14 protein-coding genes are annotated in these 12518 nt (G+C 74.6%); all 14 read right to left on the bottom strand.

Annotated elements, in window-relative coordinates; translation table 11 throughout:
* Position 1: 1 nt before the first annotated feature.
* On the bottom strand, positions 2 to 505 hold the full coding sequence (locus tag ACQP1N_RS27915) for a COG4315 family predicted lipoprotein (protein ID WP_084263001.1): 504 nt from the start codon (positions 503 to 505) through the stop codon (positions 2 to 4).
* A 218-nt stretch (positions 506 to 723) separates the two neighbouring features.
* Positions 724 to 1674, bottom strand: a complete 951-nt coding sequence (locus ACQP1N_RS27910; RefSeq protein ID WP_433227533.1) for a hypothetical protein — start codon at positions 1672 to 1674, stop codon at positions 724 to 726.
* Positions 1671 to 3548 carry a hypothetical protein gene (locus ACQP1N_RS27905; protein ID WP_433227532.1) on the bottom strand — a complete coding sequence of 626 codons (1878 nt, stop codon included), beginning with the start codon at positions 3546 to 3548 and terminating at the stop codon, positions 1671 to 1673. Before ACQP1N_RS27905 ends, ACQP1N_RS27910 begins: the two co-directional genes overlap by 4 nt.
* Before the next feature lie 262 nt (positions 3549 to 3810).
* The gene (locus tag ACQP1N_RS27900) at positions 3811 to 4281 is read right to left on the bottom strand and encodes a universal stress protein (RefSeq protein ID WP_433227531.1); all 471 of its coding nucleotides are present in this window, start codon (positions 4279 to 4281) and stop codon (positions 3811 to 3813) included.
* The gene (locus ACQP1N_RS27895; RefSeq protein ID WP_433227530.1) at positions 4278 to 4880 is read right to left on the bottom strand and encodes a V-type ATP synthase subunit D; all 603 of its coding nucleotides are present in this window, start codon (positions 4878 to 4880) and stop codon (positions 4278 to 4280) included. Before ACQP1N_RS27895 ends, ACQP1N_RS27900 begins: the two co-directional genes overlap by 4 nt.
* Complete coding sequence (locus ACQP1N_RS27890) at positions 4877 to 6334, bottom strand: V-type ATP synthase subunit B (protein ID WP_433227529.1); 1458 nt, start codon at positions 6332 to 6334, stop codon at positions 4877 to 4879. The genes ACQP1N_RS27895 and ACQP1N_RS27890 overlap by 4 nt, the downstream gene beginning before the upstream one ends.
* Entirely contained in the window at positions 6331 to 7857 is a 1527-nt protein-coding gene (locus tag ACQP1N_RS27885; RefSeq protein ID WP_433227528.1) for a V-type ATP synthase subunit A, read from the bottom strand. The genes ACQP1N_RS27890 and ACQP1N_RS27885 overlap by 4 nt, the downstream gene beginning before the upstream one ends.
* Positions 7842 to 8366 carry a hypothetical protein gene (locus ACQP1N_RS27880; protein WP_433227527.1) on the bottom strand — a complete coding sequence of 175 codons (525 nt, stop codon included), beginning with the start codon at positions 8364 to 8366 and terminating at the stop codon, positions 7842 to 7844. The genes ACQP1N_RS27885 and ACQP1N_RS27880 overlap by 16 nt, the downstream gene beginning before the upstream one ends.
* Positions 8363 to 8605, bottom strand: a complete 243-nt coding sequence (locus ACQP1N_RS27875; protein ID WP_131732848.1) for a hypothetical protein — start codon at positions 8603 to 8605, stop codon at positions 8363 to 8365. Before ACQP1N_RS27875 ends, ACQP1N_RS27880 begins: the two co-directional genes overlap by 4 nt.
* A complete protein-coding gene (locus tag ACQP1N_RS27870) occupies positions 8602 to 8853 on the bottom strand; it encodes a hypothetical protein (RefSeq protein ID WP_084263482.1) in 252 nt (83 codons plus the stop codon). Before ACQP1N_RS27870 ends, ACQP1N_RS27875 begins: the two co-directional genes overlap by 4 nt.
* Complete coding sequence (locus tag ACQP1N_RS27865; RefSeq protein ID WP_433227526.1) at positions 8838 to 10268, bottom strand: hypothetical protein; 1431 nt, start codon at positions 10266 to 10268, stop codon at positions 8838 to 8840. The genes ACQP1N_RS27870 and ACQP1N_RS27865 overlap by 16 nt, the downstream gene beginning before the upstream one ends.
* Positions 10255 to 10623, bottom strand: coding sequence for a hypothetical protein (locus ACQP1N_RS27860; protein WP_433227525.1), 369 nt, complete (start codon positions 10621 to 10623; stop codon positions 10255 to 10257). The genes ACQP1N_RS27865 and ACQP1N_RS27860 overlap by 14 nt, the downstream gene beginning before the upstream one ends.
* Positions 10613 to 11146: a hypothetical protein gene (locus ACQP1N_RS27855; RefSeq protein WP_433227524.1), complete on the bottom strand. Its 534-nt coding sequence runs from the start codon at positions 11144 to 11146 to the stop codon at positions 10613 to 10615. Before ACQP1N_RS27855 ends, ACQP1N_RS27860 begins: the two co-directional genes overlap by 11 nt.
* On the bottom strand, positions 11143 to 11580 hold the full coding sequence (locus ACQP1N_RS27850) for a hypothetical protein (RefSeq protein WP_433227523.1): 438 nt from the start codon (positions 11578 to 11580) through the stop codon (positions 11143 to 11145). Before ACQP1N_RS27850 ends, ACQP1N_RS27855 begins: the two co-directional genes overlap by 4 nt.
* Between the last annotated feature and the right edge of the window lie 938 nt (positions 11581 to 12518).

The following is a 12518-nucleotide window of genomic DNA, read 5'->3' as shown; positions in this document are numbered from 1 at the left end:
GTCAGTAGCCGCCCATTTGGACCTTGTTGCCGGACGAGGACACCACGTACCACGCGGCGCCGAACTGGTTGAGACCCTCGCCCTTGGCGCTGCCGCTGGTGGTGCCGTCGGGCGCGTAGTAGTACAGCGGATGCCCGGCGTAGGTGACCTCCGTCGTGCCGTCGCTCCTGCTGGTGGTGCCCAGCAGCGACGCGTTCGCCCCCGAGCCCGCCTTCGGCTTGGCGCCGGTGGTGACCGGCGGCCACACCCCCGCGCACGCTCCGGAGCAGGAGGACTTGCCTCCCGTGTCCTTCTCGAACAGGTAGACCGTCCGGCCCTCGCCGTCGACCAGGACCTGCCCCAGTTTCCCCACGGTCGCCGTCTTGATCGTTTCGCTGGACGCGGTGCCGCCGGTGGGGGCCGACGTTTTCGGCGTCGTCGACTGGCCGGCCGTTCCTCCGCCTCCCCCGCCGCATGCGGTGACCGCGGCGGCCATGGCCACCAGGGCCGCCGCGGGCGCCGCCATCCGCGGTCCGGGGCGCCGTCGCGGCGGGAGAACCGGATCGGATGATCGAATCGTGCTGGTCGGACTCGCTTGAGACATCGCACAACGTCCTTCCCCCGAAGGGCGTGGTACCGGCCGGCCCGATACCCCTTCCTCGGCGCCGCCTACCCCCGCGATCGGTGTGCGAACTGCCTCCATCCCAACCGTGACCTGCTCTTTCCCCTTCCGCGTGATGGTGGTCAGGTGAGGGAACGTGCCGCGTCGACGACCGCGTCCTTGACCGTGTCCGGGTCCGCCGGCGTCCACTCGGTGGACTCCGCGTCGTAGGGTGCGGCGAGGCCGGCGGCCTCCACGCGCTTGGCGTTGCTGTGGTAGACCCGGATCTTCTCCTGCGCCGGCGCGATCGGGTCCGCCACCTTGTCCGGGTTGCCGAAGTCCGGGTTGGGCACGGTGAGGTGCTTGGTCGGGTCCCAGTCGTAGCGGTCGAAGGCGTGGGTCTTCCAGGACGTGAACTTGACCGTGTAGTCGGCGGACTTCGGGACGGGGGTGGCCGTCACGACGACGTTCGACTTCAGGCCGAACGTGTGCAGGGACATCAGCACGTCCAGTTCGTCGGGATCGGCCAGGCCCAGGGCGGCCTTGGCCTGCACGCTCAGCGGAACGCTGACCGACTGCCCGGTGAACTCCATCGGGATGGGGGAGGTGCCGTCCCAGGCCGGGAAGCCCGGCATCTTCTTGATCCGGGGCAGCACCCCGACCCACTTGTCGCCGCCCTTGAGCTTGGCCTTGCGCTCGGTCAGCAGGATCGGCCGGACCTCGCTGCGCAGGTGCTCGACGACGAAGCTCAGCTTCTCCACCCGGGCGTGCGGGAACGTCAGCTTGGCCCCCTTGCCGTCCAGCCAGTGCAGCAGCATCAGGGCGGAGAGCGAGTCGCTCTGCTTCTTCTTGATCAGGCCGGCCAGGCGGCGGTACCAGGCCGCCACCTCGGCCGGTGTGTACGGGCTCAGCTCGTCGTCGGAGGCGGCCCCGGCGGGCTTCGGCCGCCCCGCGAGCGGGATGCCGATGGCGCCCGAGCCGGCGGTGACCGGGCCGGCCGGCAGCGCTCCCGCGCCGTCGCCGGCCAGCGCCCGGGCCGGCAGCGGGGTCAGCGGCGTCACGGCCTCGCCGGGCCGCAGTGCGGGCTCGCTCACGCCGGCGCCTCGGCGCCGTCGGCGGTCGAGGACACGGTGACCGCGCCGTTGTCGGCGGCCGAGACCGAGATCTTGCCCGGCAGTGCCACCGAGTCGGCGAACACCTGACGGAAGATCTTCGCCTTGTCGTTGTCCTTGTTCTTGACGATCTCGCGGGCCAGCGCCTCCTGGTCCAGCCGGGCCTGCGCGGCCGCGTTGGCGAGTTCGCGCTGCTTGACGGCCGCCTCCTGCAGGCCCTTGGAGTAGTCGTCGAGCGCGTTGCCCTGGCCGAGCAGCGCGTCCACGATGACGCCCTCGGTCCGCATCACGATCTTGTTGGCCGCCACGATCACGCCCGGCACGGTGAACTTGTTGCCGGTCTCGTCCTGGTAGGTGGAGGTCATGTCCTTGCGCACGCGCCAGTAGAAGTCGGTGGCGCTCAGCGACTTCTTCTCGATGAACGGCGGGTTCACCACCTCGTCCCGGTGGTCCAGGACGGTGGAGAGCTGCTCGATGATCATGTCGGTCAGCTCCTTGTGCTTGGCCGGCTTGACGTACTTCTCCAGCAGCACGGCCAGCTTGGACAGCGGCACCTCCTCGACCGACTCGGCCTGGCCGGTCCAGTACGCCACCCGCACGTCGACCAGGTGCAGCAGCGTGATGTGCTCCTGGTTCATCTGCCGGAACACGAAGTTGAGCGTCCGCCCGACGTTGATGTTCTCCAGCTGGCGGGTGATCGAGGTCTCCTCGCCCTCCTCCTGCCGGACCTCGTTGGAGGTCTCGACCTGGACGTCCCGCTTGCTGGAGGCCTTGGCCGAGTGCTTGTTGAGCGCGTTGCTGACGTTCTTGGCGAACTGCTCGCGCTGGGAGGCCGTACCGCCCTTGACACCGCCGCTGACCTTGGCGCTGCCCCAGCCCCAGCTGGCCGACGCCTCGGCCTCGGCGTGGTACTCGAAGCTCTCCTGCTCGGCCTGCTTGTCGGACTGCTCCTGCTGGACCGAGGTCTCGAAGTCGTCGGCGCTCTCCTTGGTGAAGGAGTCCAGCACGCTGGAGGCGGACTTGGCCGCCTGCTCGCTCTTGCGGAAGGTCTTGACGCTGATCGTGGTCTTCTCGCCGGGCAGCAGGCTGAAGGTCTTGAGCGTACGGCCGGCACCGTACTGGCCCAGGAAGGACGACATCCGGTACGTCTCGATCAGCACGATCTGCGGGTGCCTGACCTTCGGCTCGGGCAGGAAGCCGTAGTTGTACTCGCCCCACATGCTCCGGTAGACGTTGAGCCGCCGGCCCTTGCGCAGCCGCTCGGCGACGTGCTCGATGTCGAGGTCGGTGAACTTCGGGGTGAGCGGCCGGTCGGCCAGCGCCGCCTCCGCGAGCACCGAGCCGCGCACCGCCAGCGGCAGGTTGGTCCGCTCGGCCGGGGCCGCCGCGGCGGCCTCGACGTGCGGCACCGGGGTGGGGGTGGGAGCCGGGGCCTGCGGGGCCTCCTGCGTGACGAAGTCGTGCAGGTCCGGCCGCACGGCCCGGTCGCGCAGCCCCTGCCCGAGCACGCTGGTGGTCTCGGTGTCCAGCAGCCCGCCGCTGCGCTGCACCGCGTTCTGGGCGTGGAAGAGCCCGCTGTGGGTCGCCGCCGGGTTCTTGATGCCGGGGAAGATCCGCTCGTCCCCGGTGCGCAGCGCCTCGGCCACCTGCGCGGGTGTGACGTTCGCGAGTTCCTCGATGGGGACGCGTCCCTGCTCCACCTCGTCGAGCGCGGCCTCGACGAACCAGTCCTGCGAGGCCCCGGGCAGTTCCAGCGCGATCCCGTTCCGGCCGGTGTACGAGGTGGGCTCGGCGACGTTGTAGCTGAGAATCGGTGCCTTGCCCTGGGGATCGAGTTGCATCATCGGGTCGGCCACTGTGATACCTCCGTATCGAACGGACCCGGCTCTCTTCCGGGTTCCGATACCAGGAGGGCGGCCGACCTGCGATCGACCTGGGAGCGCACCCGCCTCGAAAACCACATCACGCGAGGCGACCCCGGGCCATCCGGGAGAACGCCGACTCCCAGCGAAGAGGCATCGCAGCGACATCCGTGCGAACACGTAGTACGCGGACGATCACGCTGCGGCATGCGTCCGGGATCCGGGCGACCCGAGCCGCGCCGGTCCTCGCGGCGTCTCAGGGCCGCTCGCCGCCTGCCCTCCACCCGGCCGGGACGACGAGGACGGGCTGTTCGGCGAACTCCAGGATCCGCGCCGCCCACGGGACCAGGACGGGCCCGCCGGGCTGCGGGATCTCGTCCCGGCCGAGGACGATCATCTCCGGCCGGACGCGGCGCGCCTCGTCCAGCACCTGCTCGGCGGTGTCCCCGGACAGCAGGACGGTCTCCAGCGGCACCTCCGCCGGCCCGGCGAGGCGCTCGACGTGCCGGAGCATCGAGCGGACGGCGAGGTCGCGGCGCCCGCGGACGTCCGGGCGGCCGGACGCCTCGGCCATGGCGTCGGCGAGGACGCCGTCGGACACGACGCTGACCGCCCTGATCGGGGCGCCGGTCAGCCGGGCCAGTTCCGTCGTGTAGCGGGCGGCCGTGAGCGCCGCCGGCGAGTCCTCGACGACCAGCAGCAGGCAGTGGTCCGTGAACGGGGTCATGGTCGCTCCCGGGCGGTGCGGCGGCGGAGGCGGGCCGCGTCCTCGCGTTCCCGCTCCTCCAGCGCGAACTCGATCCCGGCGAGCGCGGCGCGCAGCCGGGGCAGCCGGCGGCGCTCGATCGCGCGGACGCGCTGCCGCGTGGCCGACACCTCGGCGTCGATGGTGGCCGCGGCGGCGGTCGCGGCGGCGTGCGCGCAGGCGGCCTCCAGGGCCGCCCGGCAGGCCCGCTCGGCGGGGACGAGCGCGGTGCCGCCCGTCGTGCGGGGCGGACCGGCGGGCGCGTCGAGAACGATCCGGGCGGTGTAGACGACCCCCATGGTCACGGTCTGCTCGGTCCGCAGCGTCGCGCGGCGCCCGCCGGACGCCAGCGGGATCACCCTGCGCCCGCCCAGCAGCGTGGCCTGGAGCAGCAGCCGGTCGGCCGCCGCGCACAGCCGGTTCCAGCGCTCCTCGGTGCGGGCCACGAGCAGCCGCATCCGCTCCTGCTCGTCCCGCAGGATGGCGAGCTTGCGCCGCAGCAGTTCCACGGCGCCCTCGGCGACGTCGATCCGCTGCCGCAGCCACAGCCGTCCGGCACGCCCCTGGACCTGGCCGTTCACCGTTCCTCCCGCGGATAGTGGGCGTCGAGCGCCGCGCCGGGCAGCATCGTCAGCTCGCGCCTCGGCAGGACGGCGAGCGCCCGCCAGGCCCGGTCCAGCGTGTCGTCCAGCGAGCGGGGCTCCGCCGTTCCCTGGGCGACGAGCGTCCGCAGGTAGGCGCGCTCGAAGTCCAGGTAGCGCCGGTCGGTCTCGCTGAGCGCCGCGGTCCCGACGAGCTCCCCCAGCTCGCGGGCGCGGCGGGCGCGGGCGAGGGCCGCGAGGACCTGCGCGGCGACGCCCGGATGGTCCGCGCGGGTCCGGCCGGGACCGGCGGCCTTGCGCATCAGGCGCGACAGCGAGTCGAGCGCCTCCACCGGCGGGTACACGCCCCGCGCGTGCAGGCCCTCGGAGAGGACGATCTGCCCCTCGGTGATGTACCCGGTCAGGTCGGGGACGGGATGGGTGATGTCGCCGCCGGGCATCGTCAGCACCGGGACGAGGGTGACCGAGCCGGGACGGCCCCGGACGCGCCCGCACCGCTCGTACAGCGACGCCAGGTCGCTGTAGAGGTAGCCCGGGTAGGCGCGCCGTGCCGGGATCTCCCCGCGCGCCGCCGACACCTCCCGCAGGGCCTCGCAGTAGGCGGTCATGTCGCCCATGACGACCAGGACGTGCCGCCCCTCCTCGAACGCCAGGTGCTCGGCCACGGTGAGCGCGATCCGGGGTGTCAGGATCCGCTCGATGACCGGGGCGTCCGCAAGGTTCAGCAGCAGCACGAGGTCGCCCGCCGCCGACCGTTCCTCCAGGGTGCCGCGGACGGCGGCGGCGTCGGCGTGGGTGAGGCCCATCGCGGCGAACACGACGCTGAACGGCTCGCCGCCCGCGGACGCCTGCGCGGCGATCTGCGCGGCCAGTTCCAGGTGCGGGAGCCCGGCCCGGGAGAAGATCGGCAGCTTCTGGCCGCGGGCGAGCGTGGTGAGCGCGTCGATGGCCGAGACGCCGGTCAGGACGGGGTCGGCGGGCGGTTCCCGGTGCACCGGGTTGAGCGGGACTCCCGCGACGGGCGCCTCGTCCGCGCCGAGGACGGGCGGGCCGCCGTCCAGGGGTTCCCCGAGGCCGTCGCAGACCCGTCCCAGCCAGCCCGTCCCGACCGGGATCCGCAGCGGCGCGCCCCTGAAGGTGACCCGGGTGCCCTCGGCGCGCATCCCGCCGGTGCCCTCCAGCACCTGGACGAGCACCCGGTCCCGGGCGGTGTCCAGGACGAGCCCGTGCCGCGCCTCCCCGGTGCTGAGCCGGATGTCGGCGAATTCGTCCCAGCCGACCTCCTCGGCGCCGGGCACCGTCATGAGCGGGCCCCGTATCCGCGCCACGCGTGTGTACGCGGGCCTGGTCCACCGGTCGGGAGCGGCCCGCACGTCCCGTCCGGCGGGCTCGGTGCGCCCGGCCTGCCCGGTTCGGGTGGTGCGCTCTGTCATGTCAGGTCTCCAAGTCGCCGGAGCATCGCCTCGCGGCGGGCGGCGACGTCCGCGACGGAGGGCGCCTCCTCGCGGGCGCGCACGATGGGGGAGAAGTCCCGCTCCTCGATCGCCGTGGCGGGGACGCCCCTGCCGACGAGTTCCTGGCAGCGGTCCACCACCGCGAGCACCGCCTCGACCAGGGCCGCGCCGCGTTCCGCCGTGCACGACGCGTCGACCGGGCTGAGCGCGCTCTGCTGGAGCACCCCCTGCCGCAGGAGGTCCCCGGCCAGCAGGACCATGCGTTCGTGCCCCGGCAGGGTGCTCGTCCCGACGAGTTCGGCGAGCACGGCCAGCCGCTCCGCCTCGGCCAGCAGGCCCGCCGTGCGGGTGCGCCGCCCCTCCCACCCGGGGTCTCCCGCGGCGGCGTGGCGGCGGGCGAGCACCGCCGTGTCGCGGGCGAACGAGTTCGACCACGAGACCGCCGGATAGTGGCGTGCGTAGGCCAGGTCCTTGTCCAGGCTCCACCGGGCCCGGACGAACCGCTCGGTGTAGGCGGTGACCGGCTCGGTCATGTCCCCTCCGGGCGGGGACACCGCGCCGATGATGGTCACCGACCCCTCGGCGCCGTCCAGCGTCCGGACCCGTCCGGCCCGCTCGTAGAACGCGGCCAGCGCGGACGGCAGCGCCGCCGGATACCCCTCCTCGCCCGGCAGTTCCCCGCCCCGGGAGGCGAACTCGCGCAGCGCCTCGGCCCACCGGGACGTGGAGTCGGCGATGACGACGGCGTCCTTTCCCCGGTCGCGGAAGTACTCGGCGACGGTGACGCCGCTGTAGACACCCGCCTCCCGCGCCATCATCGGCATGTTCGAGGTGTTGGCGATGACGACCGTGCGGTCGGCGAGGCGCCCCCCGGTCCGCGGGTCGTCCAGCTCCGCCAGCTCGGCGAGGACGTCGGCCATCTCGTTGCCGCGCTCCCCGCAGCCGACGTAGACGATCACGTCGGCGTCGCACCACTTGGCGATCTGCTGCAGCAGCATGGTCTTGCCCGTCCCGAAGCCGCCCGGGACGGCGACGGTCCCGCCGCGCGGCACGGGGAACAGCAGGTCGATGACCCGCTGCCCGGTGTGCAGCGGCACGTCCGCGTCCAGCCGCTCCGCGTAGGGCCGGGGCCGCCGCACCGGCCAGTACTCGGCGGGCCGCTCGTCCGCCGTCCCGCCGCCCGGGCCGGCCGCCCGCCGCCGGGCCGGGTCCAGCCACACGTCCGCGGTCGAGAGCCGGCGCAGGAGCCCGTCGAAGACGCCGCCGAGCAGGTGCGGGCCGAGCGGCGCGGACAGCGGCCGGCCCACCGTGCCGCCCGGGGCGCCCGGCGCGAGCCCGCCCGTGTACTCGTACGCCTGGACGGTGGCGTCCGCGCCGTCGAGGGCGACGATCTCGCCGGGCAGCCGGTCGGCGCCCAGTTCCACCACGTCGTCCATGGCGGCGCCGCGCAGCCCCGTCAGCTCCACGAGCGGCCCGTTGACCCGGGTCACCTCAGGTCCCACAGCCGTGTCACCTCCGCTCCGAGTGCCGCCACCGCGCGGTCGGCGAGGACGCCGGCGGACAGGTCCAGCTCCGCGCCGTCCTTGCGGGCGACGACGCCGCCGCCCGGGACCTCCTGCACCGCGGCGCCGGGGCCGAGGAGCCGTTCGGCCGTCGCCGTCAGCCTCCGGACGGTGCCCGGGCCGCGCGACCCCGTGCACAGGTCCCGTGTCCCCGCCGCGACCCGGCGGCGCAGCTCGTCGTAGGCGCGTCTGCGGGCGGCGAGGACCACCTCCCGGGCATGGCCGCGTACGCGGGAACGCTCGGCGGCGGCCGCCGCCTCCCCGTCGGCGCGGCCCGCCGCCCGGGCGTCGTCCACGATCCGGTCCGCCTCGGCGCGGGCCGCCTCGACGACGGCCGCGGCGTCCCGTTCGGCGTCCTCGACGAGGCGCCCGGCGCGGCCCCGGGCCCGCGCGAGCAGCGCGTCCCGCACGGGCGCGACCGCCGCCGCGGCCTCCGCGGCGGCGGTCACGGCGGCATCACCACCGTCAGCACGCCGGGACGCCGCCGCGTCCGGTCGCCCAGGGCCTCGGCCGCCGCGCGGGTCAGCACGACGACCGCGACCTCGGCGCCGAGGCCGTCCCAGCGCGCCTCGACTTCTTCGGGACCGTCCGCCGGGACGGCCAGCGCGCCGCCGAGGGCGTACCCCTCGACCCGGGCGCGTTCCCCGAGCACGGCGATGCGGGCACCCTCGGCGGCCACGGCGGTCACGCCTTCCCGATGAGGATGATGCCGATGATCAGCCCGTAGATGGCGATGCCCTCGGCGAGGCCGACGATGACCATCGCGCGGCCGAACAGTTCGGGCCGCTCGCTCATCGCCGCGAGCGCCGCCGCGCCGGCGTAGGCGACCGCGATCCCCGCCCCGATCGCGGCCCCGCCGACGGCGACCCCCGCGCCGATGAAGGGAGCCCAGTTCGCGGCCGCCGCGGGCGCCGCCGTGATCACTTCTGCGGACATGGTCCGTCCACCTCCTGTGCGGTCAGCGGGATGTGCCAGGGCCGGAACGGCCTGCCCTGGGTCGTGAAGAGCCGGGAGAACAGCTCGTAGTACTCCAGCCGGAGCGCCTGGACGCCCGCCACGAGCGCCTCCAGCGCGAACGTCACGGCCGTCCCGGCGACGAAGAGGGCGATGGCGGCGAGGACGGCGAGGACACCGCCCCGGCCCCACAGCGCGGCCGTCCCGGCCCAGACGATCCCGGCGAGCGCGGCGTGCGTCAGGCCGAACGCCGCGAGCCGCGCGAACGACACGACGTTCGCGCCGAGCCGGACGACCAGGTCGAACAGTTCGACGACCGCCTCGACCACCCCGGCGCCGCCGCCCCCGGACCCGGCGAGGAACCCGGTGAACGCCAGCGCCAGGCCGAGCACCCCGGCGGCCCCGCCCGCGACCGCGAGCGGCGGCGCGTCCAGGTAGGCGCCGGCGGCGAGCCCGCCGAGGCCGAGGAAGGCCGAGGCGCCCGCGATCCCGGACGGCTCGTACAGCGCCACCGCCCAGCCGCCCTCACGCCACCGGTTGACGATGCCGAGCGCGAACGCCGCGGCCAGCAGTACCGACCCCACGCCCACCGCGGCGACCAGCAGCTCGACCGGGCTGTCGAGCGGCGCCAGCCACAGCACCGGGACGACGCCCGTCGGCCCGAAGAACTCCCCGTACAGCAGCCCGAAGGCCGTGCTCGTGACCCCGGCGCCCACGACGAACGGCCAGGCGCGCCGGAGCCGGGGCCGGCGCCGCGGGTACCCGGCCCACAGCGCGATGCCGCCCGCGAGCAGCATCAGCCCCTGACCCGCGTCGCCGAACATCATCCCGAACATCAGCACGTAGGCGGCCCAGGCGAGCGGCGTCGGGTCGATGTCGGCGTACGGGACGGTCCCGTACGTCTCGACGAGCGGGGTGAGCGAGCCGCGCAGGCTCTGCTCGGGCGTTCCCCCCGGCAGCACGGTCGGCGTTTCGGCGCCGCGCGGATGCGGCAGCGGCACCACGGCGGCGCCCGCGTCCGCGAGCCGCGCGGCCAGGCCGGAACGCGCGGTCTGCGGCGTCCAGCCGGCCAGCGCGGCGACCTCGCCCCGCCGGAACGCCGCCGCCGCGCGGTCCTCCAGTTCCGCCTCGCCCGCGAGCAGGTCCGTCCGCCCGGCGGCGGCCAGTTCGTCCAGATCGGGGGCGGACGGCAGGAGCGCCGGTTCGGGACGTTCCCCGCCCGCGCGCTGCAGCAGCCGCGCCGCCTTCCCCTGCCCGCCCCCGTCCGTCGGGGGCAGGTCGAACTCGACCACTCCGGCGTCCGCGACGCGGGCCAGCGCGTCCCGCAGCCCGTCCAGCGGCGCGACGATGGCGACCCGCGCCATCCGCACCGGCCGCAGCGTCTCAGGCCACCGCATCGTAGGCTCCCGCCGGTCCGCCGCCGCGTGCCGCGGTCTCCAGCGCGGCCCGGACCCGCCTGGCGTCCGCCGCCAGCACGGCGACGGCGCCGAGGGCCGGTCCGGCGCCGAACTCCGAGCCGCGCAGCAGGGCCTCGCCGTCCCGCTCCACGCGGCTCCAGCAGCGCGCCTCCGCCCGCCACAGTTCCGCGGGGTCGTCGGCGCCGTCGAGGGCCCAGCCCGCGTCCCGGCCCAGCCGGGCGGCCATGACCGGGAGCGTGGAGGCGTCCATGGGCGCGGCGCCGAGCAGCCGCTCCGCCCGCGCGGACGCCGCCGCGGGAAGGTCGCGCCCGGCGCCGAACCGCTCACCCGCCACCAGCGCCGCCGCCGCGCGCGGACACGTGCGACGCCCAGGACAGCCGCAGGAACAGCCGGATCGCGTAGGGGTCGGCCGCCCCCGGATCACCCCATGGCGTCGCGGCCAGGCGGTCGCGGAGGCCCGCCGCGTCCGGTGCGTCGCTCAGCCGTGCCCAGGACGCCTCCAGTGCTCCCAGCGCATAGGGCTCCTCCTGCGGGAGGCCCTCCATCCGCTGGAGCAGGCCGTCCACGTTCGCGAGCTCGAACCACCCGGCCGCCGCCCGCAGGACGGTCACGCCGTCACGCGGCAGCCAGCCCGCGAGCACGCGCAGATGCCACAGCAGCGTGGCGGCCACGGCGTGCTGCGCCTCGGCGAGCCCTTGGTCGCGCGTGACCGCATGCCCGTACGGGGTCGCCGCGAGGGAGGCGAGCGCGTCCGGCAGCGAGGCGGACCCGGCGAGCATCCGGGCGCGGCCGGGGCCGAGCCGGCGCCGCGCCAGCGCCTGGGCCCGGACCCGCCCGGCGACCCATTTGGCGCTCACGCCCGCTCCCCGGTCCGCTCGCCCGGGTCCACGGACCGCAGGGCCCGCGCGACCAGGCCAGGCAGCCGCTCCCCGGCGACGGCGTCGATGCGCCGTGCCTCCTCCTCGGCTGCGGCGACCAGGGCCTCCCGGTCCTCCTCCGCCGCCTTGCGCACGGCGGCCGCGGCCGCCGCCCGCTCCACGGCGGCGTCGGCGTGCGCCCGCTCGACCAGGGCCGTTGCCTCGTCCCCGGCGGCCCGGCGGATGCTCTGCGCCCGCGTCTCCGCCTCGTCCAGCAGGCGCCGGCACTCCTCCTCGGCATCGTCGAGCAGGGCGAACACCGGTTCGAGTTCGGCGGCCAGTGCGGTGCGCCGGTCGGCGGGCACGGCGGCGGCGGCCGCCCCCGGCGCCCCCGCCGGGCGGAACCGCTCCAGAAAAACACGTATGTCGGGCACGGCGCCTCCCAGGGATCGCGCTCACCCTCCATGCTCGGCGGCGCCCGCCGTCCGTCCCAAGAGCCGGACGACCGCCCCGAAGGGGACGAAAGTCCCGATGAGGCCACCGGCCTGCGCAGCCGCTTGGGCTCCTCCCGCTCAGCGCTGGTCAGCCGCTCGGGGCGCCGGCCGGCATCGGTCTGGGTTTCGTCGAACGCGGCCTGCCCGGTCATGGACCGAGCCTTTTCGGCGTGGTCGACGTCTCTGCGCTGTCCGGAACCGGACAGGACCGTTAGGAGATCGCTCCAGCCCGGCTGGTCCCGGGGCGCGGTGCCGTAGACGCGCTGCCATAGATGTGACGACCTGCAACGCCAGCAGGAATGGCGGCCAGGAACGTGGCGGCGGGGGTGTTGAAGTGCGCGGGGGAGCCGGGGGCGGCGCCGTCGGAGGGCTCCGGCGCGGAGGGAAGGCGCCGCATTCCGGTGGTAACCCGGGACTTACCCGTTGCCATCGTCAGGTTGATTTGACTACGATGATTACAGGCCATTATCGATCATGGAGGTTTCGTCAATTCCCAATCGCGCTTGCCGGTCACCGCAGTGTCCGTCATGGACTTGGCCACCGGAAGCCCGGTTGTGAGTGCTCGACCGCTGTCACCACCGCCGAGATCCTGATTCGGCCCGGTGAGCAGGGTCACGGGGATGAACGGGGCTCACGGGGTGGGGCGGCGGGATGACCGCCGGCCGCGGCTTGACGCCGGTCCGCATCGCGGCGGCCGGGCGATCCTTGCGGACACGGCGGCCTTCGTCACACTGTAATTTTGCGGTTGACTGCTGGACGGCGGAGGGGCGCGGGTGAATATTCGTACAGATCACTGAGTTGAGAAAATGGTGAGCAGGGGGCCATGTCTGAATTCGTTTCGGAATATTCTTCTCTTGTGTCTGGTGACTCTTGCGGTC

The sequence above is a fragment of the Actinomadura formosensis genome (genome assembly GCF_050948385.1).
Taxonomy (GTDB): domain Bacteria; phylum Actinomycetota; class Actinomycetes; order Streptosporangiales; family Streptosporangiaceae; genus Spirillospora; species Spirillospora formosensis.
This window is presented reverse-complemented; position numbering and strand designations above follow the sequence as displayed.

Coding starts and splice junctions, on each gene's coding strand:
- ACQP1N_RS27915 (WP_084263001.1), bottom strand. CDS start 505: ATGGCGGCGCCCGCGGCGGCCCTGGTGGCCATGGCCGCCGCGGTCACC.
- ACQP1N_RS27865 (WP_433227526.1), bottom strand. CDS start 10,268: ATGCGGTGGCCTGAGACGCTGCGGCCGGTGCGGATGGCGCGGGTCGCC.
- ACQP1N_RS27870 (WP_084263482.1), bottom strand. CDS start 8,853: ATGTCCGCAGAAGTGATCACGGCGGCGCCCGCGGCGGCCGCGAACTGG.
- ACQP1N_RS27900 (WP_433227531.1), bottom strand. CDS start 4,281: ATGACCCCGTTCACGGACCACTGCCTGCTGCTGGTCGTCGAGGACTCG.
- ACQP1N_RS27890 (WP_433227529.1), bottom strand. CDS start 6,334: ATGACAGAGCGCACCACCCGAACCGGGCAGGCCGGGCGCACCGAGCCC.